Raw genomic sequence first — 24875 nt, 5'->3', positions numbered from 1 at the left:
CGGAACCTGACCGCGCGGGCGGCCGACGGCGCACGACGCCGACGGCCGCCGGCCCGGGACCACGTCGCCGTCCGCCCACCGGCGGGCGGCGACGTGCATTTCCGCTTTGTACGGGCGGCAAGCCGCCGTGCCTTCGCCGGTAGGCGTGCCTTTCGCGCGTATCGGAAATATCCGGATCGCGAGTAGGCTCCGCGACGTGGAACCCCTGGTAGCGGTGCTCGTCCTGGTCGCGCTGGTCGGCGTCCCCGCCATCGTGCTCTGGCGCATCCTGCGCGGACGCCGCGAACTGGGCAGCGGCCCCGCCGAACGCGCCACCTTCGAAACCCTGCACACCGCGTCCCTGGCCGCCCCGCTGCTGCGCGCCGGGCTCAGCCAGGCCGGCGTGCTCAAAGCCTCCCGCCATCTGCGCCAGCTGCTCGGCAGCCCCGCCATCGCCGTCACCAACGCCGAAGAGCTCCTCGTCTACGACGGCACCGGCGACCACCACGCCCGCGACGCCTTCGAACACGCCGCCGACACCCTCAAGGACGGCCGTACCCAGGTCCTGCAACTCGACTGCGACCTGCCGGAATGCCCGATCCGGCACGCCGTCGTGGTCCCGCTCACCACCGAGGACCGCGTCGTCGGCTCCCTCGCCGCGTACGGCGACCACGCCTCCGCCGGGCTCGTCCGCGCCGTCCAGGAGGTCGCCCGCTGGGTGGACTCCCAGCTCGAACTGGCCGAGCTCGACCGCTCCCGCACGATGCTCATGGAGGCCGAGGTCCGCGCCCTGCGCGCGCAGATCTCCCCCCACTTCATCTACAACTCGCTCACCACGATCGCGTCGTTCGTCCGTACCGACCCGGAACGCGCCCGCGAGCTGCTCATCGACTTCGCCGACTTCACCCGGTACTCCTTCCGGCGGCACGGCGACTTCACGACGCTGTCCGAGGAGCTCCACTCCATCGACCGCTACCTCACCCTCGAACGCGCCCGCTTCGGCGACCAGCTCCGCGTCACCCTCCGCATCGCCCCCGAGGTGCTCGCCGTCGCCGTGCCCTTCCTCTGCCTCCAGCCCCTGGTGGAGAACGCCGTACGCCACGGCCTGGAGAGCAAGCCCGGCGTCGGCCGGATCACGATCATCGCCGAGGACTCCGGCGCCGAATGCGGCATCACCGTCGAGGACGACGGCATCGGCATGGACCCGGAACGCCTGCGCCGCGTCCTGTCCGGTGAGGACCGCGCCACCGGCGTCGGCCTCGCCAACGTCGACGAACGCCTCCGCCAGGTCTACGGCGACGAGTACGGCCTCGTCGTCGAAACCGGCGAGGGCGCCGGCACCAAGGTCACCCTCCGCCTCCCCAAGTACCGCCCCGGCGTCAGCGCCCGCTAGCACCGCCTAACGATCCGGCACCGCCGGTTGACTTCCGAAGTCCCCCTTTATCACCCTTGACCAGACGCTAGGAGGCGGACATGACTGGGCTGCGGGTCATGGCGGTCGATGACGAGCAGCCCGCGCTGGAGGATCTGGCGTACCTGCTCCGGGCCGATCCGCGGATCGGTGACGTGCTGACGGCCAGGGACGGCGCGGCGGCGCTGAAGCTGCTGGACCGCGCCATGGCCGACGGGCGGCCGGTGGACGCGGTCTTCCTGGACATCCGGATGCGCGGGCTGGACGGCGTCGTGCTGGGCCGGTTGCTCACCCAGTTCTCCCGGCCGCCCAAAGTCGTCTTCGTCACCGCGTACGAGGACCACGCGGTGGACGCGTTCGAGCTCAAAGCCGAGGACTACCTGCTCAAGCCCGTACGGCCGGACCGCCTCGCGGAGGCCATCCGCCGGGTCTGCGCGGGCAGCACGGGCCTGGCCGGCGACGGGCGCCCCGAGCACGACGCGGACACCATCCCGGTCGAGCTGGGCGGCGTGACCCGCTTCGTGACCAGCAACGAGGTGCGCTACGTGGAGGCCCGCGGCGACTACGCCCGCCTGCACACCGCGACCGGCAGCCACCTGGTCCGCATCCCGCTGGCCGCGCTGGAGGAGCGCTGGGCCTCCGCCGGGTTCCTGCGGGTGCACCGCAGCCATCTCGTCGCGGTGCGCCACATCGACGAGCTGCACATCGACTCGGGCAAGTGCGTGGTCAGGATCGGCGAGACCGAGATCCCGGTGAGCCGCCGCCACACCCGCGAGCTGCGCGACCTCCTGGTCCGCCGGGCCCGCAAGGCCAAGCCGGAATGAGCGCCAAACCCCGCCGCGTCGTCGTCACCAGCCCCCGTACGGCCGTCGCCCGCCGCCCCCGCTACCCGGTGACCCGCGAGATCGACGAGCAGACCCGGCTGGGCGAGGTCTACATGCGCTCCCTGATCCGCACCCAGCTCCGGCTGGCCCTGTTCGTCTGCACCGTGCTGGCCTGCGTCATCGGCGGCCTCCCGCTGCTGTTCCTGCTGGTGCCCGACCTGCGCGCGGTGGAGATCGCGGGCCTGCCGCTGCCCTGGGTCGTCCTCGCCGGGCTGATATATCCGGCTTTCGTGGTCGGCGCCTGGCTCTACGTCCGGCAGGCGGAAAGCAACGAGCGTCACTTCGCCGAGCTGGTGGAGCGCGAGTGAGCTCGGTCGTCGCGATCGTCCTGGTCGTGCTGGCGGCGGTGCTCATCGGGGCGTTCGGCATCCGCGTCTCGCGTACGACGTCGGACTTCTACGTGGCGTCCCGTACGGTCACGCCGCTGTGGAACGCCTCCGCGATCGGCGGCGAGTACCTGTCGGCGGCGTCGTTCCTGGGCATCGCCGGGCTGATCCTGACCTACGGCGCGGACATGCTGTGGCTGCCGGTCGGCTGGACGGGCGGCTATCTGGTGCTGCTGGTGCTGGTGTCGGCGCCGCTGCGCCGGTCAGGGGCGTACACGCTGCCGGACTTCGCCGAGGCGCGGCTGGAGTCGATGGCCGTGCGGCGGGTGTCCAGCGTGCTGGTGGTGCTGATCGGGTGGCTGTATCTGATGCCGCAGTTCCAGAGCGCGGGGCTGGTGTTCCGTACCATCACGGGGGCGCCGACGTGGGCCGGCGGGCTGCTGGTGGCGTCCGTGGTGGCGGTGAACGTGCTGTCGGGCGGCATGCGGTCGATCACGTTCGTGCAGGCGTTCCAGTACTGGCTGAAGCTGACCGCGCTGGCCGTGCCGCTGGTGTTCATGCTGATCGCCTGGCGTTCGCACGGCGCGCCCGGCCTGGAGCCGTCGGATCCGTGGGCGCTGCCCCTGCACGGGCGCGAGTACCCGGTCTACTCGACCTATTCGCTGATCCTGGCCACCTTCCTGGGCACGATGGGCCTGCCGCACGTGCTCGTGCGCTTCTACACCAACCCGGACGGCCGGGCGGCCCGCCGGACCACGCTGGTGGTGCTCTCGCTGCTCGGGGCCTTCTACCTGATGCCCGCCATCTACGGCTATCTGGGTCGGATCTACCTGCCCGGCATCGACCGTCCGGACGCCATCGTGCTCACCCTGCCCAGCCATCTGGTCCCGGGCGTCGCGGGCGACCTGCTCACCGCGCTGGTCAGCGGCGGCGCGTTCGCGGCCTTCCTGTCCACCTCCTCGGGCCTGGCCGTCTCCGTGGCCGGCGTCGTCGGCCAGGACATGCTGCGCTTCAAGGACGGCGTGCGCTCCTTCCGCGTCGCCACCGTGCTCGCCGTCGTCGTGCCCTTCGCCCTGGCCGGTACGGCGCGGGCGCTCCCGGTCGCCGACGTCGTGGGCCTCGCCTTCGCGGTGGCCGCCAGCTCGTTCTGCCCGCTGCTGGTGCTGGGCATCTGGTGGCGGCGGCTGAGCACCACCGGCGCGGTGTGCGGGCTGCTGGCGGGCGGCGGCATGGCCTGCGCCGCGGTGATGCTGACGATCATCGGCGGCCCGCACAGCGGCTGGGCGGGCGCGCTGCTGGCCCAGCCGGCCGCGTGGACCGTGCCCATCTCGTTCACCGTCATGATCGTCGTCTCGCTGCTGACCCCGGCGCGGGTGCCCGCCGACGTGGCCAGGACGATGGTCCGGCTGCACACGCCCGAGACGCTCGACGTCGACCGGGGCGACTGGCGGCCGCGTTCATCCTGACCTTGTACGTGTCCGTTTTGCCCCGAAAATTTTCGGAACCGTTCGTCGCGCATAGCGGACCATTCGGCGCAAGCCCCACCCTATTGAGCGCCACGTGGCGGCGGCTCGGCGAACAGGCCGCTCACGCCTCTCCACGACGGGTACCGTCCACTCCTACGTTGTGGGTGATCCAGATCACAGCGTTGGAGGCATCGTGACGACGCACCAGCATGATTCGTCTGTATACGAAGAGATAGGAGGCTCCGAACGGTTCCAGGAGCTGAAGCGCCGCTACCGGTCGTGGGCATTCCCGATGACCGTCGCCTTCCTCGCTTGGTACCTGCTCTACGTGGTGCTTTCGGGCTTCGCGCGGGACTTCATGGGCACCAAGGTGCTGGGCAACATCAACATCGCCCTGATCTTCGGGTTGCTCCAGTTCGTGTCGACCTTCCTGATCGCCTGGGCGTACAACCGCCACTCCTCGGCCAAGCTCGACCCGCTGGCCGATGAGCTCCGCCACGAGATCGAGGGCGACAAGTAATGAGTGAGACCGCACTCTCCACGATCCTGTTCCTGCTGTTCGTGGTAGGGACCCTGGCCATCACCTTCTGGGCCAGCCGGCACACCAAGACGGCCGCCGACTACTACGCGGGCGGGCGCTCGTTCAGCGGCGTGCAGAACGGCCTGGCCATCGGCGGCGACTACATGTCGGCCGCGAGCTTCCTGGGCATCGCCGGCATCATCGCGCTCTACGGCTACGACGGCTTCCTCTACTCGATCGGGTTCCTCGTCGCCTGGCTCGTCGCCCTGCTGCTGGTCGCCGAGCTGATGCGGAACTCCGGCAAGTTCACCATGGCCGACGTGCTCGCCTTCCGGATGAGCCCCCGGCCGGTGCGCACCGCCGCCGGCGTCTCCACGATCACGGTGAGCATCTTCTACCTGCTAGCCCAGATGGTCGGCGCGGGCGCCCTGGTCGGCCTGCTGCTCGGCGTCACGTCGGAGAGCGGCAAGGCCCTCACCATCATCGGCGTCGGCGTCCTCATGATCGTCTACGTCGTGGTGGGCGGCATGAAGGGCACCACCTGGGTGCAGATCATCAAGGCGATCCTGCTCATGGGCGGCGCGACCCTGGTGACCCTGCTGGTGCTCGGCCACTACGGCTTCAACCTGTCCGGCCTGCTCGGCGAGGCCGCCGCGCAGAGCGGCAAGGGCGCCGCGTTCCTGGAGCCCGGCCTCAGGTACGGCACCGAGGCCCAGGGCCTGGCCGGCAAGATCGACCTGATCAGCCTCGGCCTCGCGCTCGTGCTCGGCACCGCCGGCCTGCCGCACATCCTGATCCGCTTCTACACGGTCCCGACGGCCAAGGACGCCCGCAAGTCGGTCCTGTGGGGCATCGGCATCATCGGCACCTTCTACCTGCTCACCCTCGTGCTCGGTTTCGGCGCGGCGGCTCTGGTGGGAACCAGCGCCATCTCCGAGCAGAACGCCGCGGGCAACACGGCGGCGCCCCAGCTCGCCAAGGCGGTCGGCGCACTGATCTTCGGCGACGTCGGCGGCACGATCCTGCTCGCGGTGATCGCCGCGGTGGCCTTCGCCACCATCCTCGCCGTGGTGGCCGGCCTCACCCTGGCCTCCTCGTCGAGCTTCGCCCACGACCTGTACGCTCACGTCTTCCGGCGCGGCAACGCTACCGAGAAGGAAGAGATCATGGTCGCCCGGATCGCCGCCTTCGCCATCGGCGCGGTCGCCATCGCCCTGGGCATCCTGGCCCAGAAGCTCAACGTGGCCTTCCTGGTCGCCCTGGCCTTCGCGGTCGCGGCCTCCGGCAACCTGCCCGCGATCCTCTACAGCCTGTTCTGGAAGAGGTTCAACACGGCCGGCGCCGTCTCCGCCATCTACGGCGGCCTGGTCTCCGCGGTCGTCCTGGTGATCTTCTCCCCGGTGGTCTCCGGCTCGGCGACCGCCATGATCCCCGACGCGGACTTCGCCTGGTTCCCGCTCCAGAACCCGGGCATCGTCTCGATCCCGCTCGGCTTCCTGGCCGGCTGGCTCGGCACGATCCTCAGCAAGGAGCACAACGAGGCCAAGTTCGCCGAAATCGAGGTCCGATCGCTGACCGGAGTCGGCGCCGAGAAGGCGTCCGAACACTGACAGAGGTCAGCTGAGCCGGGGCGTCGTGCGAATGGCCGATTTCATTCGCACGACGCCCCGGCCTTCTCGTTCTCCGGCCTGTTCTCCGCGTCCGCCAGCTTGACCAACTCGGTCACGCCCTCGCGGAGCTGGTCCATGATGCGCCACACGTCCGGCACCCGGTCCGGGCAGGCGACGACGCCGAAGCCGAGGCTGCCGTCGTACGACAGGCAGGTGATGCTGAGCCCGCCGGTGAGGTCGGTCAGCACGGACATCGGATAGTAGGCCAGCAGGCGCGCGCCGCCCAGATAGAGCGGGAACTGCGGACCCGGCACGTTGGAGACGATCAGGTTCACCCCGGGGGTGACCATGCCGGTCAGCCGGAACACGGCGGGCGTGGCCCTGGCCAGCGCGGCGGGCACCATCGTGCAGAGGTCGTGCAGCCAGGTCGTCCGGGACACCGCGAAGCGGCGCTTGGCGGCGGTCATGGTCGCCCGTACGGCCGTCAGGCGCTCCTTGGGGTCGGCCACGTCCGTGGCCAGCGGAGTGATCATCGCGGAGATCTCGTTCCCGAGCCCGTCACTGGCCCGGGGATTCCGGATGGACACCGGTACGGCCGCGACCAGGGGCTGCGCCGGCAGTGAGCCGCGTTCGTCCAGCCAGGCCCGCAACGCCGACGCGCAGGCGGTCATGACCACGTCGTTGACGCTCATGCCGAACGTCTTGGCCACGTACTTGAGGTCGGCGAGCGCGACCGAGCCGTACGCGAAACCCCGGCGGCTGGAGACCGGGCCGTTGAACGGGGTGCGCGGCGCGGCCAGGGAGGGCAGATCGGGGACCGGTTTCGCGCCCAGCAGGGAGCGGGCGGCGCGGGCGATCCGGCGGGCGCCGGGCAGGGTGGCCGCCACCGGGATCGCGTCCAGGTCGGCGACGGCCCTGGTCAGGGAGCGGAGTGAGGCCATCGGCTGGGACAGCATGCGGTTGAAGGCGTTGCCCAGCATCTCCGCCACGTCGGGCGCGGCGGTGGGGACGGACGGCGGGGCCGGCTCGACCTGGCGGGGTTCGGGGGAGAGGTCCAGGAACGAGCCCAGGATCTCGCTGCCGGAGACGCCGTCCACGGCGGCGTGGTGCACCTTCGTGTAGACGGCGACGCGGCCTTCGCCGAGGCCGTGGATGAGGTGCATCTCCCAGAGCGGCCGCGACCGGTCCAGCAGCCGGGCGTGGATGCGTCCCACGTGCGCGGCCAGGTCGTCGGCGTCCCGCACGGTGGACTCGTACACATGGTCGGCCACGTCGAAGTCCCGTACCTCGGTCCAGTACGGCCGGTCCAGCCCGAACGGCACGTCGGCCAGCCGCATGCGCAGCGGCGGGGCCAGGTGCAGGCGCTCCCGCACCAGGGCGATCAGGCTCTCCCGGGTGACGGCCCCGTCCAGCACGGCCAGTCCCGCCACATGCGCCGCCGTGGTGGCCGACTCTCCGCTCAGGAACTGCGCGTCGAGCGCGGTCAGCTGACGCATGGGCTTCCTCCCCTGTTGACCCTGGTCGCTCTACTCAGGGTGACCATCTTCTCCGTGTCCGGTTACCAGGGCATTTCCCCGACGTCTCCGGGAGATTCTGTCAGGAGCGAGACAATGGACATGCCCTTGCCGATCATTGACGGATGCGCATCGACGTGGCCTACCTGGCGTTACACCGCAAGTCTGCCCAGATGGTGACATTTGGCTAGACGACGGTGACGGGATGCTCCACGACGGCGTCGAAAAGGTAGCCGTTCGGGTTGTACGCCGCGTGCTCCGGCTGGGTCGCGCCGGTCTCGTCGGTCGCCCTCGCCATCAGCCGGTACGGCCCCGGCGTGGCCGGGCACCAGGCGAAATGCCACGGCGTCCAGGCCGCGACCGTCCTGCGCGTGTACGCCCGCCGCCAGGAGCGCCCGCCGTCCACGCTGACCTCGACCCTGGCGATGTGCCCCCGCCCCGACCAGGACCTGCCGCGCAGGATGTGCTGCCTGCCGGCCTCCAGCCGCGCCTCCCACGGCAGCTCGAAGGCGCTCTTCACCACCTGGGTGGTCAGCGGCTCGTCGAGGCGGTAGAGCCCGGTGTTCCACGGCGAGGTCAGCTCCCGGCGGGCCACCTCGATGCCGCCCAGCCACTTGATCGACGAGATCCCGGCCCAGCCGGGCACCACCAGCCGGGCCGGGAACCCGTGGTCCGGGGGCAGCGTCTCCCCGTTCATCTCGTACGCGACGAGCACGTCGGCCATGGCCTTGCGGACCGGCAGCGGGCGGCGCACGTGCCCGTGGTTGACGCCGTCCTCGACGTACTCCCCGTCCAGGCCGGTGGGGAGCAGGTCGACCGCGTCGGGGGCGATCCCGGCGAGCTTCAGGAGCGTGGAGAGCTTGACGCCGCGCCAGCGGGCCACGCCGATGCCGCCGAGCCGCCACTGGGTGCCGGTGGCCGGGGTGCCCTGCTGGGTGGCGAAGAAGGAGCGGCCGTTGCCGGCGCACTCGATGGCCACGTCCCGGGTGGTGGCGGGGAGGGCGAGCAGGTCCTCGTACCGGAACGAGCGGGGGGCGCGCAGGCCGTCGCCGTGGAGGCGCAACCGCCAGGTCCGTACGTCGATGAGGGGCGTGGTCGTGTGGTTGCGGACGAAGAAGCGGTCGTTGGGCACGTGGTAGCCCTGGCCGCGCATGGCCTCCCAGCGCATCTCGGCGCTGGCGCCGTGGACGATGAACAGGTCGTGGGGGAGGGGCTTGACGATCGGGCCGCCGGGGGGTGGGGCGGCCTGGCTGTGGAACAGGGGGGAGATGTCCCCCAAGGTACAGAGGGCCGTGGGTTCCATCGGTGACCCCTCTCGTGATTTCGCTATTTCCTACCAGGAAACCATTGAATCACGCCGGGGCGAAAGAGGGGTGACGATCCGCTGGCCAGGCGGTTACCGCCGGAGGAAGGCCAGCAGCCGCTCCAGCGGCCAGGTGTTGATGACGTCGTCGGTGGTCAGCCAGGCGCGCTGGGCGATGCCGACGCCGAAACGCTGGTGGTTCAGATGCGGGATTGCGTGCGAGTCGCTGTCGATGGAGAACTTCACGCCGTGGTGGCGCGCCAGCCGTACCAGGTCGGAGGGCAGGTCGGCGCGGTCGGGGTAGGAGTCGATCTCCATGGCGGTGCCGGTGCGGCCGGCGGCGCGGAAGACGGCCTCCCAGTCGGCGTCCACCGGCTCCCGCTTGCCGATCTTGCGGGTGGTGGGGTGGCCGATGATGTGCACGCCCGGGTTCTCGCAGGCGGCGATGAAACGGCGGGTCATCTCGTCGCGGGACTGGTTGAAGTGGGAGTGCACGGAGGCGACCCGGACGTCGAATCCTTCGAGCACGTCCAGCGGCCAGTCCACCGAGCCGTCGGGGGCGATGTTCAGCTCGGTTCCCTGGAGCAGGCGCATGGCCGGATATCTCGCCTGCAGAGCCGCGATCTCGGCCCGCTGCTGGAGGGCCTTCTCCAGGGTCATGCGCTGCATGACCAGGTCGGGGGCGTGATCGGTGATCGCGTAGTACGCGTAACCCCGGGCCGCCGCGGCGGCGACCATGTCCTCCAGTGAGGCGATGCCGTCGGTCAGGTCGGTGTGCGTGTGCAGGTCGCCCTTGAGGTCGGCCAGCGTGACCAGCTCCGGCAGTTCCCCGCGCAGGGCCGCCTTCACCTCCCCGCCGTCCTCGCGCAGCGGCGGCGGCACCCACCGCATGCCCAGCGCCGCGTAGATGTCCTCCTCGGAGGCCGCCGCGATCACCTGGTCGTCGGCGTCGAAGAGACCGTACTCGGAGAGCTTCCAGCCCTTCTTCACGGCCATCTCGCGGATGTGGACGTTGTGCTCCTTCGACCCGGTGAAGTAGACCAGCGCCGCCCCCCACGACTCGGCCGGCACCACCCGCAGATCCACCTGAATCCCGCGATCGGTCCTGATCGACGTCTTCCGCTCACCCGCCGCGATCACCTCCGCCACGTACGGCTGCGCGGCGAACACCTCCATCAGCGAGACCGGCCCGACCGCCAGGATGTCGATGTCGCCGATCGTCTCCCGCATCCGCCGCAGCGACCCCGCGTACGCGATGCGCTCCGCCGGCAGCGACGCCATGACCTTCTCCGCCAGGTCCATGGCGACCCCGAGATGCACCCGCCGCCCGGACTGCTCCATCTGCTCGATGCCCTTGAGCAGGTTCTCCTCCGTCTTCGCGCCGAACCCGCGCACCCCGGCCAGCCGCCCCTGCCGGATCGCCTCGGCCAGCGCCGCCGGCGAATCCACGCCCAGTTCCTGGAACAGGAACAGCGCCTTCTTCGGCCCGAGCGACGGAATCCTCGTCAGCCTCCGCACCCCGTCCGGCACCTTGCTCCGCAGATCGTCCAGCTGCCGGAAGCTCCCACGCTCCAGAAACTCCTCGACCTTCTTCGCGATCGCCTCACCCACGCCCGGAATCTGCCGCACCGGCGTGCTGCGCAGATCCTCCGGATACCCCGCGATCGACTTGGCGGCCTTCTGATAGCTCCGCACCCGGAACGCGTCCCCGCCATTCAGCGCGAACAGCTCCGCATACTCTTCCAGCGCCGCCGCGGCCTCGTCATTCGCCCGTGCCATGCCGATCAGCGTACATACCTGTGCTTGACGCCGGGTGGGAAGTGTTCCGGGTCGGCGTACGGGCGGAGGGTGACGAGCGGGGGCTGGTGGGCGTCGGGGACGTAGTGGGTGAACTCGCTGTTGAGGCGGTGGAGGGCCTGGAGGACCGAGGTGGAGATCTGGGCGGCGAGGTCGGGGGTGGGGGTGGTTCCCGCGGAGAGTTCTACGGTGAGTTCGATGCCTTTGGCGCCTTCGGGGGCTGACAGGACGAATTTGCCGGTTACGGAGGCGCTGACTTCGGGTTGTTCGAGGCCGACGGTGACGTTCTCCGGGTAGACGTTCGCGCCGTAGTACGAGACGACGAACAGGCTGCGGCCGAAGACGTACACGAAAGGCAGGTGGGGGCCGGGGGCCGTGGGGCGGAAGCCGTAGCGGGCCAGGTAGGCGAGCATGCCCTGGTGGGAGATGAGGCCGCCCTCGTCGGCGATGTGGTAGCGGACGAGGGGGATGCCGTTGTCGCCGGTGAACAGGAGGGTGCCGTCGTGCTCCTCGAAGAAGCGCACGGCGGGGTCGTACTGGACGAGGGTGGGGAGGCGGGAGGCGCCGAAGAGTTCCTTGGCGGCGTCGGGGCGGGCGGCGAGGAAGCGGCGGATCTCGATGGAGAGGGGGGTCTCGTTGCCGAGGACGCCGGCGTCGGCGGTGCCGTACAGGGAGGCGGTGCTGGTTAGGGGGTCGGCGATGGCGGCGCGGGCGGCGACGAGGGCGCGCCACTCCTCGGAGAAGACCTCGCCGGCGGTGACGATCTTCACGTGGTAGTCCGGCCACGGGACGCCGGGTGTGTCGATCACGTCTTTGAGGAACGGTGGGTAGCCCAGGAGGACGACCTGCTCGAACTGCGGAGCCAGGGCGGGCAGCACGCGGAGGATCTCGCCCTTGTTGTTGCCCGGCGCGACCACGGTCACCGGAAAGCCCTCGTCGGCCAGGTGCCGCAGGCAGGAGATCGTGAAGAGCCCGCCCACCCAGGTGCCCAGCGAGAAGCAGACCACGGCCAGCGTGCGCCGCTCGTGCGCCCCGAACGCCCGGAACACCTCGGCGAAACGTTCCGCGATGACCTTCTCGTCCGCGCTCGACCGCACCCAGAACGCGGGCTCCCCGCTCGACCCGGAGGAGACCGCGATCATGTCCCCGACCACGCCGTCCCGGCACAGCGCGGCCAGCGGATGCCGCCGCACGTAGTTGTCCTTCGTCGTCATCGGCACGTCACCGAACGCCCGCACCGCCGCCGGGTCGACGCCCCGTTCCCGCAGGAACTCCCCATACGCGGGCACACGCTCCGCGACCCGCCGGAACAACTCGATAGGCACCACGCGCCGACTGTACGGCACCCGCCTACGGCATGCCGATGATCAATCGCATCGAGCCGAGGAACTCGGGCTGCTCGCGCAGGTGACCGAACCGGGCGTCCCACGCGCCGCTGTCCAGGTCGGCCCGGAGCCGCTCCACCGCGCGTACCTCGTCGGCGGGATCGACGAACCCCCACGCCGACTGGCCCTTCCGCACCGCCGGATCCAGGAACCGCTCGGGCCGGGCGTAGAAGGCCTCCGTGAACCCGTCCACACAGTCGATCGGAATCGCGACCTGCTCCACCCTTGCGGTGCCCCCGACCCGCTCCGCGATCCAGTCGATCTCCGGGTAACGCCTGCTCTCCGCGGCGATCAGCTCAGGGGCGTACTCGGCCAGCCACAGCAGATCAAGCGCGCGCCCGTCGAACGTCAGCACGACCACGGGCCCACGAGAGACGCGCCGCAACTCCCGCAGCCCCTGCTCCGGGTCCGGCCACTGGTGCACGGTGACCGACGCCAGCGCCGCGTCGAACGTGTCATCGTCGAACGGCAACCGCTCCGCCGTCGCATCCACCGCGGGCACCCGGTGCGCCGGCCGCTGCGCCCGCATCACCGCCGACGGCTCCACCGCCACCACATACCGATCCCCCGGCTCGTACGACCCGGCCCCCGCCCCCACATTGATCAGACTGCCCCCCGCACCCAGAGCGGCGTGCACCTGCGCCTCAATCCGCGGATCAGGCCGCCGCTGCACGGCATACCCATGCCCATGCCGCTCGTAGTCGAAGTCACCGGCGACCGAGGTCGTCATACGCTCCCCTTCAGAACGAAACCGGCCGAGGCCGGTACGGCTCGGCCAACGCGGACAACTCCTCGGGCGACAGGGTCAGAGTGGCGGCGGCGACAGCGTCGTCCACGTGCTGTTCCTTGGTGGCGCCGATGATCGGGGCGGTCATGCCCGGCTGGTGCAGCAGCCAGGCGAGCGCCAGGGTCGCCGGGGCGACGCCGCGGGTGGATGCGAGTTCGGCCACCTTCGTGAGGATTGTGGCGTCCGCGGGGCCGCCGTAGAGCTGGGCTTGGCGGGCGGCGTCGCCGGTTTGGCGGGTGCTGTCCTGGTCGGTGCCCGCGCGGGCGAGGAGGCCGCGGGCCAGGGGGCTCCAGGGGATGAGGCCGACGCCCTGGTCGAGGCAGAGGGGGATCATCTCGCGCTCGTCCTCGCGGTAGAGGAGGTTGTAGTGGCCCTGCATCGACACGAACTTGGTCCAGTGGTGTCTGTCGGCGGTGTGCTGGGCTTTGGCGAACTGCCAGGCCAGCATGGAGGAGGCGCCGATGTATCTGGCTTTGCCGGCCTTGACGACGTCGTGGAGGGCTTCCATGGTCTCCTCGATGGGGGTTTCGTCGTCCCATCGGTGGATTTGGTAGAGGTCGACGTAGTCCGTACCGAGGCGGGAGAGGGAGGCGTCGATGGAGGCCATGATGTGCTTGCGGGACAGGCCGGCGTCGTTGGCGGCGGGGCCGACCGGGAAGCGGACCTTGGTGGCCAGGACGTAGTCCTCCCGGCGGGGGAAGATCTTTCGTAGCAGGTTTCCGGTGACGATCTCGCTGGCGCCGGCGCTGTAGACGTCGGCGGTGTCGAAGAAGGTCACGCCGCCGTCGGCGGCTTTGCGCACGATCGGCTCGGCCTCGTCCTCGGGGAGCGCCCAGCCGTTCAACTGGGCCGGGTCGCCGTAGCTCATCATGCCCAGGCAGATCTTGCTGACCTTCAGTCCTGTGTTGCCCAGCCGCACGGTATCCATGGCCCAGACAGTAGCCAGCCCGTGTGGGCGGCGGCAGTGGGGGTCCCGTTCCCGGGGGTGCCGGCGGGACCCCCGGGGGTGAGGTCAGTTGAAGGTGGGGTAGCCGGCGCAGCTCCTGGTGTTGAGGCGGAGGACCGAGGAGATCTTGTCGCCGAACTTCCAGGCCGGGTGGTGCAGGTCGCCGATGTACTGCCCGGAGCGGATGCAGTAGCGGCGGTCGCGGTAGCCGCTGTCGTCGTACAGCACCCAGGCGTCCTCGGTGTCGTTGAAGACCGAGCTGGCCTCGTCGCCGGGGCCGCCGAGGTTGGGGGTGCTGTCGTAGTAGAGATAGTTCTGGCCAGGCATCCGTACGGCGTGACACCGGGTTCCGCGCCTCTTGGAACACCCGGGAACGGACCGGAACAGGGTGGACGGTCAGAGTTTCTTCCAGAATTGGAAGAGGTATTCCTCCGGGTAGTTCGGGTCGGAGGTCGGGCGCCGATATCCGACGACGTGCCAGAAGGCGTCTTCCTCGCCGAGTAGCAGGTAGGCCGTGCGGTCGCCGTTCATCAGGTCGCTGACGCAGACTTCGCCGAACTCGGAGAAGAGCTGGGCCTCGATCGGGTCGTCGTTCCAGTCCTCGGGGTCCACCGGGTCCGGAGTCTCGGTCCAGAGTTCCAGCCGGACCGTCGCGTACATGCCGGACGTCATGCCGAGAACGATCGCGCAGCTGCCCACGCTCTCGAACCAGGTCTCGCCGGAGAAGTCCCCGATGTCGAAGGTCGCGTCCACGTCCAGGAGGTAGAACTGGCCGTAGTCCAGCGCGACGGTGTCCTCGCTGCTTTCCTGTATGGGCATGGCGGTCCTCGGCTCACGGCGTACGAAGCCCCACAGAACTGGACCCAGGGGACGACCGAGTCGCGTTGCGTGATCAATCAGGTAACACCCCCGGCGTGTGACGTCACCCACAAAGAGGACTCTGAGAGTCCTGTTTAAGGTAGCGTCGTCGTGTGCACCTCAACCGCTCCACCGACATCGGGCTCCGCGTGCTCATGCTCAGCGCCGCCCGTGACGACCTGCGCACCATCGACGAGCTGGCGGAATCCCTCGCGGTTCCGCGCCACCACCTGGCCAAGGTGGTCCAGCGGCTGCACCACCTGGGCCTGCTGGAGACCGTCCGCGGCCGCAGCGGGGGAGTGCGGCTCGCACCGGAGGCCGCCACGACCTCGGTCGGACGGCTCGTCCGCGAGCTGGAGGGCGGCACCGAGGTGGTCGACTGCGACGGCACGCCCCCCTGCCCGCTGAGCCAGGGCTGCCGGCTCCGCGGAGCCCTGCGCCGGGCCCAGGAGGCCTTCTACGTCGCCCTCGACCCGATCACGGTCGGCGACCTGACCCAGCCGCCTGCCAAGCAGCTGCTGCTGAGTCTCGGCCGCGACTGACCATCACCGAATCAGGAGGAACCATGCTCTCCGCCACCAGCACCCCCATCGTCGAGGCGACCCTGCCCGTCGTCGCCGAGCATCTCGGCGCCATCTCCGGCGTCTTCTACGACACGATGCTCGGCGAGAACCCGGACCTGCTGAACCTGTTCAGCCGCAGCGCCCAGGCCACGGGCGAGCAGAAGAACGCGCTGGCGGGAGCCGTGGCCGTGTTCGCCGCGCACCTGGTGGGTCAGGGTCCTGACGGCTTCGACCACCTCGTGGAGCGGATCGCCCAGCGCCACTGCGCGCTCGGCATCAGCCCCGAGCAGTACGCGATGGTCGGCAAGTACCTGCTGGGCGCGGTCGGCACGGTCCTCGGCGACGCGGTCACCCCGGAGGTCGCCGCCGCCTGGGACGAGGTCTACTGGCTGTTCGCCGTCCGGCTGATCGGCCGCGAGGCCCGCCTGTACGCGGAGGCCGGCGTGGACACCGACGACCCCTGGCGCGAGTACACGGTCGCCAACAAGATCACAGAGGCGCACGACACGGTGTCCTTCATCCTCACCCCGGCCGACGGCGGCCCCGCCCCCGTCTTCCTGCCCGGCCAGTACGTCACCGTCGCCGCCGACCTCCCCGACGGGACCAGCCAGCTGCGCCAGTACTCGCTCTCCCAAGCAGCGGCCGGCGGCACCCTGCGGATCACCGTACGCCGGGTCCGCGGCACCGGCGGCGCCCCGGACGGCGTCGTCTCCGGATACCTCCACGACCACGTGGAAGTCGGGCACCGTCTGAAACTGAGCCACCCCTACGGCGAGCTCACCCTGCGCGAGGGCACGGCGCCGCTGGTCCTGGTCAGCGCGGGCGTCGGCATCACCCCGATGGCCGCGATCCTGGACCACGTCTCCCGCACGCAGCCCCACCGCGACGTCACCGTCGTACACGCCGACCGCCATCCGGACCGGCACCCGCTCCGCACCGACATGAGCCTCAACGGCTCCCGCCTGCGCTCCTTCCGCACCCTCGTCTGGTACGAGCAGGAGTCCGGCAACCCGGACGCCTACACGGGCTTCGTCGACCCCGACGCCATTCCGCTGCACCCGGACGCGGACGTCTACCTGTGCGGTCCCATCCCGTTCATGCAGGCCGTCCGGGCCGCCCTGCGCCGCCGCGGCCTGCCGGAGGAGCGCATCCGCTACGAGGTCTTCGGCTCCGAGCAGTGGCGCCCGGCTCCCGTGCCGGCCTGATCAAAATGGGCGCGGGTCCCCCCGAGGACCCGCGCCCGTTTCATCTCCCCCGCTAGGAGACGTTCCACTTCTGGTTGGCCGCGCCGGTGCAGCTCCAGATCTGCAGGCGGGTGCCGTCGGCGCTGTTGTTGCCGGTCACGTCGAGGCACTTGTTGGCGGCGGGGTTCACCAGGTCGTTGGCCGCCGTGTACGTCCACTGCTGGTTGGCGCCACCGGTGCAGCTCCAGAGCTGGAGCTGGGTGCCGTTGGCGGTGCCCTGGTTGACCAGGTCCAGGCACTTGCCGAGGGCGCGGACGGTGCCGTCACCGGGACGGGACCACTGCTGGGCGGCGGTGCCGTTGCAGGTGTACAGCTGGACGGCGGTGCCGTTCGCGCTGTTGGCGCCGGCCACGTCCACACACTTGCCGGCCAGTCCGGTGATGGTCCCGCCGCCTCCGCCGGGGTTGCCGCTGCCGGGCGTGCCCGACCAGGTGAAGGTCGCGGTCGTACGGGCGGGCATGGTGTAGACGAACGACTGGTTGCCCCAGTTCACCCGTACGGACTGGGACGAGGTGCCGCCGTTGTGGGCGATCAGGGCCTTGGAGCCGTCAGGGTTGCGCCAGGCCACGTTCTGGATGGTGCCGTTGTTGGTGGAGTCGATGCGGAACGCGCCGGGCTTGACGAACTTGGACAGGTGGCCGGTGGTGTAGTACTCGATCGTGTAGTCGATCTGACCGGCCCGGGAGCCGCCCTCCTGCACGGTGATCAAGCCGGTGCAGACGTCGCAGCCGCCGTTGTGCGGGCCCTGGAACTGGTTGAGCGCGAGGCTCCACTTGACCAGGCTGCCGCTCCAGTTGCGGGCGTAGGTGACGATGTCCGTCAGGTCCTCGTTGTGCTGGTTGCCGATCCAGTTGCCGCCGGAGTGCTCGGTGCTGAACTGCTTGACTGAGGGGAACTGGTTGTGGACCTGGGTACCGATGGCGGGGTCGCCGAAGTAGCCGTGCCAGGCGACACCCCCGAAGAGCGGGTCGTTGCGTACGGCCGCGTCGTTGAGCACGCCCGAGCCCATGGTGGCCCAGTCGCCGTAGTTCCAGTCGTGGATGAGCACCTTGGTGGTGATGCCGGCCGCCCGGAACGCCGGGTAGATGTGGTTCTTGGTGAGTTCGGCCAGCCCGGAGGAGTTCCAGCTCATGCCGGGATAGTTCATCGCGGGCGGGTTGGCCGCCTGGCAGCAGTTGGGCTCGTTCTGCACGGAGATGTAGTCCACCGGGACTCCGATGGCCTGGTAGCTCTGGATGTACTTGACGAAGTACTGCGCGTACATCGGGTAGTACTCGGACCTGAGCCAGCCCATCTGGTCCATCCGGCCGTTGTCCTTCATCCAGCCGGGCGCGCTCCACGGCACGCCCTTCACGCGCAGCGCCGGGTTGAGGGACTTGGCCTGCTGCGTCAGCAGCCGGACGTTGGTGTCGTAGCCGTTGGCGCCGAAGTCGTTGAGGTTGCAGCAGGTGTCGTCCAGCGAGACGTGCCCGGGGCGGGACAGGTCGGAGGCGCCGATCGGGTTGCGGACGAAGCCGAGCCCGATGCCGTCCACCGGGTGGAACAGCTTGCGCATCGCGGCGTCGCGGGTGGCGGCGCTCACCGGGCCGCCGCGCAGCAGGTAGGCGGTGGTGTCGGTGATCGACGCGCCGGCGCCCTCGAACTGCTGGTAGGTGGTGCCCTCGTTGACGGTGATGGTGTGGGTGGCGCTGCCGCCGGCCGTGCTGAAGGCGATGGGGGTCTGCTGCTGGAGGCCGCGGGTGACGTTGCGCCCGCCGGAGTCCGAGGTGGTGGTCAGCCAGATGTTGACCTGCTCTCCGGCGGCGTACGCGGGTGGCGCGACCACGGGCCCGGCGACCCAGACGGCGGAGGCGAGGGCGACGCCGAGGGTCACGGCCCTGCGAGACGGACGGGACACGGGGATTCCACCTTTCGCGACAGGCGTCCGACGGGCCGGGAACCGTCGGCGTAACAAATGAAACAAGGCTTGAAACATGTCTTGTTGGAGAACAACAACACGTGTGGAACGTGGTGTCAAGGCCCGCCTATGTCGCATTCGGCACGCGAAGAACCTCATGAAACATGATGAAACAACGCGGCGGATGCCGTGCGGCACCGGAATGCCGACGGCGACGTGAAGTCAGCGCGGGCTTGAGCGGCGCGACGAAGCCGCGGCCATCCGGGAACCGGTCTCCCGAGGTCGATCCGGGAATCGCGAACCTTCTCGGTCCCTCGCCCGACTGTGCCAGATGACGAGCGCACGAGATGACTCATGAGCCGCTGGCGGAGCGCGCATGCGGTTCCGCGGCACCCGTCGTCGGCTGCGTGAGCACCTGGAGGAGGGATGCAGGACATGACCGAAGAGCCGCGCCTGTCGGCGCAGGACATGATCGAAGGGCTGGCGCCGGCGCTGTCGCCGAGAACCCGGATCCGGGCGGTGGCGGCACTGCTGGCGGGCGTCGCCGGGACGGTGTTCGTGGGCACGCTGTGGTGGTCGGAGCCCGGCCCGCTGCCCGGTCGCACGCACCTGGCGTTCGCGTTGTTCACCCTGTTCTGCCTGGCCTGGACCGGATACGGCGGCTGGCTGCTGACGCGCCGGGTTCCCCTGTTCGCCACCGGCAGGATGATCGCCGCCGGGATCGGCGTGGTCGCCTCGGTGGCCACCACCGCGGTCGTGACGATCGTGACCGTGCGCCGGGGTACCGGCGTGGGGCCTGCCCTGGCGGTCGGCGGCCTGTTCGTGGCGGTGGTCCTCGCGCTCGCGGTGCGCGCCAGCGCCAGGCGCGCGGCGCTGCTGCGGCGCATGGACGAGCTGACCGGCCGGGAGGAGCGGTGAACGCGCTGGAGACCAGGGAGCTGGGTAAGCGATACCGGCAGCGGTGGGCGCTGAGTGAGGCCGGCATCGTGGTGCCCGCCGGGGCCAAGGCCGCGCTGGTCGGGCCGAACGGGTCCGGCAAATCCACGTTGCTGAACCTGGTGTCGGGCCTGCTGACGCCCACCACCGGCCGGGTGGAGATTTTCGGCCGGCCGCTGGAGATGGCCGCGGTCGCGTTCGTCGCCCAGGACAAGCCGCTCTATCGCCGGTGGAGCGTCGCCGACCTGCTGCGCTTCGGCGCCGCCACCAACCCCGGATGGGATCGCGCGGCCGCGGAGTCCCTGCTGTCCGGGCACGACATCGGCCCGCGCGAGCGGGTGGACCGGTTGTCCGGCGGCCAGCGCACGCTGGTCGCGCTCGCGCTCGCCGTCGGCAAGCGCGCTGATCTGGTGGTGCTGGACGAGCCCCTGGCCGAACTCGATCCGCTGGCCCGCACCGAGGTGATGACCGTGGTGCGCGAACTGGAGGCCACCGTGCTGCTGTCCTCCCACATCCTGGCCGACCTGGCCGATGTGTGCGATCACCTGATCCTGCTCGGCGCCGGCCGGGTCCGGCTGTGCGGCAGCTTCGCCGACCTGCTGAGCGGCCACCCCGCCGCCGACCTGGAGGACCTCGTGCTGCACTACCTGCGCAACCCCGAGGCGGTTCGATGAGCGACCTGCTCTGGGTGGCCTGGCGCGGACAGCGTGCCCAGGCCGCCGCCCTCGCCGCGCTGCTCCTGTTGTACGGCGCCGCCGCCGCGGTCGAGCGGCTGGAGCCGGACCTGGGCGGGCTCACCTTCCAGCTGGCGGGATTGCAGGCCGGCGCGATCTGCCTGATCTGGGGCGCTCCGCTGATCGCCCGGGAGTTCGAGGCCGGCACCCACAAGCTCGCCTGGACCCAGAGCCTGTCGCGGGGCCGCTGGCTGGCCGCCGTCCTCGCCGTCGCGGCCGCCGGCGCCCTGACCGCGACCGCCGTCCTCGCCGCGGTGCTGACCTGGGTGCTGCCGGATGCCGGTGGGGATCCCACGTACTGGCCGTACTACGAAAGCCATGGCCTGGTTCCGTACGCCAGGGCGCTGCTGGCGCTGGCCCTCGGCGTCGCACTCGGCGCGGTCACCCGGCACACCCGCATCGCCATGCCGCTGTCGCTGCTCCTGCTCGGTGTCGGCCAGCTCGTCGGCCGGGCCCTGCGCGGGCGATCCGACCTGCCCTTCTGGCCCCTGCAATGGACCGAATCAGCCATCTACCTGCTGCTCGCCCTCGTTCTGACCGGGATCGCCTATCTGGGGATACGACACCGAGCCTGACCACAGAGAGAGGATCATCATGGCCCACAACCCGAAATTCATCCGCCGCCGGTTCGGCACGACAGCCCTGGTCGTGGTAATTGTGATCATCGCCGCGATACTCCTGGCCGGCGTGATCACACTGCTGACCTGACGCGCCCGGGTGGTGAGCCGGCCTCGCCACCCATCAGCTGCACCGGGCGCTACCCCAAGACCGTCGCCCGATCGGGGCGGGAAAGGTCTGTTGCTTCGTCAACGCGCGGGCCTGGTGGGTGCCGGGCATGGCTAGGGTGCGCGGCCGGTGGACCCTCTGATGATCAGTTCGGTGCCCAGGGAGACGTGCAGCGCCTCCAGGGTGTGGCGGTCCAGCAGGCGCATCAGCAGCGTGACGCCCATCCTGCCCATCTCCTGCAGCGGCTGCCGGACGGTGGTGAGCATCGGGCTGCTCGCGCGGCTCACGTCGATGTCGTCGAAGCCCGCCACCGACAGGTCGCCGGGCACGCTGAGGCCGCGCTCGGCCGCCGCCCAGAGCGCGCCGACCGCCATCTTGTCGTTGAAGCCGACCAGTGCCGTCGGCCGCTCCGGCAGGTCCAGCAGCTCGCAGGCGGCGCGGTAGCCGTTCTCGGTGTTCGGCTCCACGACCGTGCGGAGCAGCCGGGCCGCCGGGAGCACGCCCGCGTCCGCCAGCGAGGAGGTGTAGCCGGCCAGGCGGGCGTCGCTGGCCAGCCAGTCCTCCGGTCCGCCGATGATGCCGATCCGGCGGTGGCCGAGCTCCACCAGGTGCGACATGAGCTTGCGTGCCCCCGCGAAGTGCGCGGCGGAGACGGCCACGATGTCCTTGGGCGGGGGCGTACGCGGGTCGATCACCACGAACGGGAAACGCCGGTCCCGGAGCCGGACGAGCTCCTCCGCGGGCTCCGGCGGCAGGATCAGGATCGCGCCCGCGATGTCCGGACTCTCGCCGAGCGCCGGCAGCACCGGGGCGTCCTGGGCCGCCTCGCCCGCGCCGAGGATCAGCCGGCGGCCGTGCAGTTCCACGGTCTCCGCGACCGAGGAGACGATCAGCCCGAAGTAGTCGGTGAGCAGGTAGGGGCAGCGCACGTAGACGCCGCCCTGGGCCGCGCCGCGCCGCCGGGGCGCCTGGTCGCCGAGCCGGCCCACCGCGCGGAGCACCAGGTCCCGGGTGTGCGGGGCGACGTTCGCCTGGCCGTTGAGCACCCGCGAGACGGTCGCGATCGACAGACCCGTCTCGGCCGCGACATCCCGGACCGTCGCCCGATTCCCCGCCGGTCTGACCACCGCCCCAGCATAGTCACCGGCACCCCGCCAAGAAATCGCGCACCGCGTGCCGGAACTCGCCGGGTTTCTCCATCCAGGGCAGGTGTCCCGCGTTTTCCAGAACGACCCGGGAAACCCGCGGCAGCGTCTCCGCCAGTGAATTCACCGACCAGCGCGGGCGGATGTCCTTTTCGCCGTCCACGATCAGCACCGGCACCGGGCAGGCCCGGCAGCGCTCCCGGAGTTCCGCGCTTCCCCAGGTCAGCCGGTCCTCCGCGTTGATGGCGGCGTTGCAGTCGAAATTGACGTCGAACCAGGGTTCGGCCATTCGCCGCGCGTGCGCGAGCCCGTCATCCGCGAAATCCGCCGACCACCGCAGCACACAGAATTCCCGCTCTTCGCCGGCCGACCGCTCCCGCTCCTTCAATTCCGCCCACCGGCCCAGCCGCACCCCCATTCGCTCCTGGAAATTCTCCTCGTACGCCTCCCGCCAAGTCCTCGGCGGATCGATTCCGGTCCCCGCGATGTAGACCAGCCCGCCGACCCGCCCGGGATGGTCCAGCGTGTACCGCAGCGCCAGCTGAGCGCCCCACGAGTGCCCGGCCAGCACCATGCGCTCCAGCCCGGCCCACCGCCGTACGGCCTCCAGGTCCGCCAGCGTCCGCTCCCATGCGTACGGCCCCCGCCGCTCCGACCGCCCGCATCCCCGCTGGTCCCACCGGTACAGGGTCGCCGTGTCCGCCAGCAGATCGGCCAGGTCGCCGAACATGTCCCACAGCCCGGGACCGCCGTGGCAGAGCACCACGGGAACCCCGCTGCCGGACGTGGCCGCCCACAGGCGTACGCCGTCGTCGGTCTCCACCGGCAGCGGATCAGAGGAGGTCAAGGTGGTCCTCGATCAGGTGCTGGGTGCGGAGCCACTTGTACGTGATGGTCGCCACCTCGCGCCAGCGGCGGTTGAGCAGGAGCAGCCGCAGCACCGGGTACGGGAAGATCAGCCCCTCCTCGGCGGTCAGCTGGCGCCATTCGCCTCGGGTGGGCAGGTAGAAGCGGGCCCGCGACATGCGCGCGTACCTGGGTCCCAGTTCGGCGAGCTCGGCGTTGAGTTCCTTGTGGATGGTTCTGATCTCGGGCATGAGCGGCCGCAGGCCCGAGAAGTAGAAGGACGTGACGGCCCCGATCGTCTCGCGGATCGAGAGGTCGGAGTCGTCGAAGTCGGCGGCCTCCTCCAGCAGGGTGCTCAGGCGCGTGAAGCAGTCGTTGACGCGGAGCAGGCGGGCGACCTCCGGGTCGTCGGGGTCGTCCGCGAAGATGGGCGCCGCCGCCCGGTGGGTGAACGTGGCCAGGTCGCGGTCGGACCGCCCGTCCGAGCGTGCCGCCAGGACCAGGACGCCGATCACGAGCACCACCGTGATGACCGTGAGCGCGATGATCAGCCAGACCACGATCGTGGCGATCGCGCCCGCCACCGCGCTGAACCCCGAGCTGTAGGTGACCGCCGTCCAGCAGACCGCCGCCACGGCCGCGCAGAACATCACCGTCTTGACCAGCCGCCACCCCGACTGCGTGCCGATGAAGGCCAGCACCACCGCCAGCACCAGCGCCACCAGCGGATCGCGCAGCCACCCGGTCACCCCGTCGGCGGTCAGCCCGTCGACGAGCCCCGCCCCCGGCGTCTCCCCGGCGGGCAGGTTCGTCGCCACGAGCACCAGCACGCCGACCGCCGCCCCGAAGAGCAGCACCTTCAGCAGCCGGGACGAGGCCAGCGCCGACAGGATGATGAGCACGATCGCCGTCACCGCTCCCGGCACCGGCTGGGACACCCAGGCGACCACGACGCCCCCAAGTAAAGTATTCGAACGAGCCCCCCGGTCCTCCGCGCCTCAATTGTTGGCATGCCACGCCCCGGGGGCAAGGCGTTAACCGGAGCAGCGCGCCCCAATTCGCTGGCAAGTGGGTGCCAAGTGGGCGGGCGTACAAACGAGGCATGGAAATCAGGCATCCCAAGCCCGCGGACGCGGACGCGATCTACGAACTGGTGGCCGAGCTCGACACGCGGGTGCTCGGGCGGCCGGACATGACCCCGGCGGACGTGCGTGACCAGCTCACCGAACCCGACTTCGACCCGGCCACCGACGGCTGGCTCGCCTTCGACGGGGACCGGCTGGTCGGCTGGGCGTGGGCGTGCCGCAAGGGCGGGAGCGACCGGGTGGACATCGACGTCCGGATCCGTACGGCCGAGGCCGAGGAGGCCCTCTGGGCGAAGGTGCTGGGCCGGTTCACCGGGGTGACCGCGGACATCGGCATCCACGCCCGGGACACCGCCCAGCGGGAGGCCGCCCGCGCCCGCGGGTTCGCGCCCGCGACCAGCTTCCACCGGATGCGCGTCGACCACGACGGCATGGCCGCGCCCGCGTTCCTGCCGGGCGTGACCGTCACGGCCGGGTCGGGCGACGACGAGGAGCTGCTGCGCGCCGCGCACGCCGTCAAGGAGGAGGCGTTCACCGAGCATTTCGGGAACGTCCCGCAGACCTTCGAGGAGTGGGCCGACGCCAGGGAGGCGTCCAGCGCGCACGACTGGGGGCAGGTGCTGGTCGCGAAGGCGCACGGCGCCCCGGCGGCGATGCTGGTCGGCACCAACCACTTCGTCCCGGACGAGAACTGCGGCTACGTGCTGACGCTCGCCGTCCGGCCCGCCTTCCGGGGGAGGGGCCTGGGCAAGCTGCTGCTGCGGCGCGCCTTCGAGGCCGACTGGCGGCGCGGCCGTACCGGCACGATCCTGCACGTGGACTCCAACAACACCACGCCGGCGCTGGGCCTGTACCTGTCGGTCGGCATGCGGCAGGTGCTGTCCATCGACATCTGGCAGAGGTCCCTCTGAGA

Annotated in this window: 24 protein-coding genes; 12 read left to right on the top strand and 12 right to left on the bottom strand. The window is 70.5% G+C overall.

All coding sequences use genetic code 11. The features are described 5' to 3' along the window. The first annotated feature begins 196 nt into the window (after positions 1-196). The 6 genes from Aph01nite_RS21095 (at position 197) to Aph01nite_RS21070 (ending at position 6196) form a co-directional block, all read left to right on the top strand. Complete coding sequence (locus Aph01nite_RS21095; protein ID WP_204042656.1) at positions 197-1372, top strand: sensor histidine kinase; 1176 nt, start codon at positions 197-199, stop codon at positions 1370-1372. An 80-nt stretch (positions 1373-1452) separates the two neighbouring features. Next, positions 1453-2214 (top strand): LytR/AlgR family response regulator transcription factor, encoded by a 762-nt coding sequence (locus tag Aph01nite_RS21090; RefSeq protein WP_204042655.1) that lies wholly within the window; start codon positions 1453-1455, stop codon positions 2212-2214. After that, entirely contained in the window at positions 2211-2582 is a 372-nt protein-coding gene (locus Aph01nite_RS21085) for a hypothetical protein (protein WP_204042654.1), read from the top strand. Before Aph01nite_RS21090 ends, Aph01nite_RS21085 begins: the two co-directional genes overlap by 4 nt. Beyond that, positions 2579-4066: a sodium/solute symporter gene (locus Aph01nite_RS21080; protein WP_204042653.1), complete on the top strand. Its 1488-nt coding sequence runs from the start codon at positions 2579-2581 to the stop codon at positions 4064-4066. The genes Aph01nite_RS21085 and Aph01nite_RS21080 overlap by 4 nt, the downstream gene beginning before the upstream one ends. Before the next feature lie 193 nt (positions 4067-4259). Continuing rightward, positions 4260-4586, top strand: coding sequence for a DUF485 domain-containing protein (locus Aph01nite_RS21075; RefSeq protein ID WP_204042652.1), 327 nt, complete (start codon positions 4260-4262; stop codon positions 4584-4586). Beyond that, positions 4586-6196, top strand: a complete 1611-nt coding sequence (locus Aph01nite_RS21070) for a monocarboxylic acid transporter (RefSeq protein ID WP_204042651.1) — start codon at positions 4586-4588, stop codon at positions 6194-6196. The genes Aph01nite_RS21075 and Aph01nite_RS21070 overlap by 1 nt, the downstream gene beginning before the upstream one ends. Positions 6197-6237: 41 nt before the next feature. Here Aph01nite_RS21070 and Aph01nite_RS21065 read toward each other — a convergent pair whose 3' ends face one another. The 8 genes from Aph01nite_RS21065 to Aph01nite_RS21030 form a co-directional block, all read right to left on the bottom strand. Continuing rightward, positions 6238-7692 (bottom strand): WS/DGAT/MGAT family O-acyltransferase, encoded by a 1455-nt coding sequence (locus tag Aph01nite_RS21065; protein WP_204042650.1) that lies wholly within the window; start codon positions 7690-7692, stop codon positions 6238-6240. A gap of 205 nt (positions 7693-7897) precedes the next feature. Then, complete coding sequence (locus Aph01nite_RS21060; protein WP_204042649.1) at positions 7898-9013, bottom strand: sulfite oxidase; 1116 nt, start codon at positions 9011-9013, stop codon at positions 7898-7900. A gap of 93 nt (positions 9014-9106) precedes the next feature. Further along, positions 9107-10792: a DNA polymerase/3'-5' exonuclease PolX gene (gene polX, locus Aph01nite_RS21055; protein WP_204042648.1), complete on the bottom strand. Its 1686-nt coding sequence runs from the start codon at positions 10790-10792 to the stop codon at positions 9107-9109. 5 nt (positions 10793-10797) lie between these two features. Then, positions 10798-12138, bottom strand: coding sequence for a phenylacetate--CoA ligase family protein (locus tag Aph01nite_RS21050; protein WP_204042647.1), 1341 nt, complete (start codon positions 12136-12138; stop codon positions 10798-10800). A 22-nt stretch (positions 12139-12160) separates the two neighbouring features. Then, entirely contained in the window at positions 12161-12925 is a 765-nt protein-coding gene (locus Aph01nite_RS21045) for a class I SAM-dependent methyltransferase (protein ID WP_204042646.1), read from the bottom strand. 10 nt (positions 12926-12935) lie between these two features. Beyond that, positions 12936-13910, bottom strand: coding sequence for an aldo/keto reductase (locus tag Aph01nite_RS21040; protein ID WP_204042645.1), 975 nt, complete (start codon positions 13908-13910; stop codon positions 12936-12938). A gap of 84 nt (positions 13911-13994) precedes the next feature. Next, positions 13995-14255 carry a beta/gamma crystallin family protein gene (locus Aph01nite_RS21035; protein WP_204042644.1) on the bottom strand — a complete coding sequence of 87 codons (261 nt, stop codon included), beginning with the start codon at positions 14253-14255 and terminating at the stop codon, positions 13995-13997. Positions 14256-14324: 69 nt separating this feature from the next. Continuing rightward, the gene (locus Aph01nite_RS21030; RefSeq protein ID WP_204042643.1) at positions 14325-14747 is read right to left on the bottom strand and encodes a hypothetical protein; all 423 of its coding nucleotides are present in this window, start codon (positions 14745-14747) and stop codon (positions 14325-14327) included. Positions 14748-14899: 152 nt separating this feature from the next. Here Aph01nite_RS21030 and Aph01nite_RS21025 point away from each other — a divergent pair, with 152 nt between their 5' ends. Both Aph01nite_RS21025 and Aph01nite_RS21020 read left to right on the top strand, forming a co-directional pair. Further along, on the top strand, positions 14900-15328 hold the full coding sequence (locus tag Aph01nite_RS21025) for an RrF2 family transcriptional regulator (RefSeq protein ID WP_204042642.1): 429 nt from the start codon (positions 14900-14902) through the stop codon (positions 15326-15328). Between the two features lie 23 nt (positions 15329-15351). Next, positions 15352-16554, top strand: a complete 1203-nt coding sequence (locus Aph01nite_RS21020; RefSeq protein ID WP_204042641.1) for a globin domain-containing protein — start codon at positions 15352-15354, stop codon at positions 16552-16554. A 52-nt stretch (positions 16555-16606) separates the two neighbouring features. Here the strand turns inward: Aph01nite_RS21020 and Aph01nite_RS21015 are convergent, their stop codons facing one another. Further along, positions 16607-18490: a ricin-type beta-trefoil lectin domain protein gene (locus Aph01nite_RS21015; protein WP_204042640.1), complete on the bottom strand. Its 1884-nt coding sequence runs from the start codon at positions 18488-18490 to the stop codon at positions 16607-16609. Between the two features lie 435 nt (positions 18491-18925). Here Aph01nite_RS21015 and Aph01nite_RS21010 point away from each other — a divergent pair, with 435 nt between their 5' ends. From Aph01nite_RS21010 to Aph01nite_RS21000, 3 genes are read left to right on the top strand one after another with little or no spacing between them, the layout of a single operon-like run. Beyond that, positions 18926-19408: a hypothetical protein gene (locus Aph01nite_RS21010; protein WP_204042639.1), complete on the top strand. Its 483-nt coding sequence runs from the start codon at positions 18926-18928 to the stop codon at positions 19406-19408. After that, complete coding sequence (locus Aph01nite_RS21005; RefSeq protein WP_204042638.1) at positions 19405-20100, top strand: ABC transporter ATP-binding protein; 696 nt, start codon at positions 19405-19407, stop codon at positions 20098-20100. The genes Aph01nite_RS21010 and Aph01nite_RS21005 overlap by 4 nt, the downstream gene beginning before the upstream one ends. Then, positions 20097-20735, top strand: coding sequence for an ABC-2 membrane transporter-related protein (locus Aph01nite_RS21000; protein ID WP_204042637.1), 639 nt, complete (start codon positions 20097-20099; stop codon positions 20733-20735). Before Aph01nite_RS21005 ends, Aph01nite_RS21000 begins: the two co-directional genes overlap by 4 nt. A gap of 264 nt (positions 20736-20999) precedes the next feature. Here the strand turns inward: Aph01nite_RS21000 and Aph01nite_RS20995 are convergent, their stop codons facing one another. From Aph01nite_RS20995 to Aph01nite_RS20985, 3 genes are read right to left on the bottom strand one after another with little or no spacing between them, the layout of a single operon-like run. Then, positions 21000-22013, bottom strand: a complete 1014-nt coding sequence (locus Aph01nite_RS20995; RefSeq protein WP_204042636.1) for a LacI family DNA-binding transcriptional regulator — start codon at positions 22011-22013, stop codon at positions 21000-21002. A gap of 13 nt (positions 22014-22026) precedes the next feature. Then, a complete protein-coding gene (locus Aph01nite_RS20990) occupies positions 22027-22878 on the bottom strand; it encodes an alpha/beta fold hydrolase (protein ID WP_204042635.1) in 852 nt (283 codons plus the stop codon). Next, positions 22865-23827: a hypothetical protein gene (locus Aph01nite_RS20985; RefSeq protein WP_204042634.1), complete on the bottom strand. Its 963-nt coding sequence runs from the start codon at positions 23825-23827 to the stop codon at positions 22865-22867. The genes Aph01nite_RS20990 and Aph01nite_RS20985 overlap by 14 nt, the downstream gene beginning before the upstream one ends. A 152-nt stretch (positions 23828-23979) precedes the next feature. Here Aph01nite_RS20985 and Aph01nite_RS20980 point away from each other — a divergent pair, with 152 nt between their 5' ends. Next, a complete protein-coding gene (locus tag Aph01nite_RS20980; protein WP_204042633.1) occupies positions 23980-24873 on the top strand; it encodes a GNAT family N-acetyltransferase in 894 nt (297 codons plus the stop codon). Positions 24874-24875 lie beyond the last annotated feature (2 nt).

It is taken from the genome of Acrocarpospora phusangensis, from assembly GCF_016862995.1.
Taxonomy (GTDB): domain Bacteria; phylum Actinomycetota; class Actinomycetes; order Streptosporangiales; family Streptosporangiaceae; genus Acrocarpospora; species Acrocarpospora phusangensis.
Note: the sequence above shows the minus strand (reverse complement) of the source record. Positions and strands in the feature narration are given on the sequence as shown.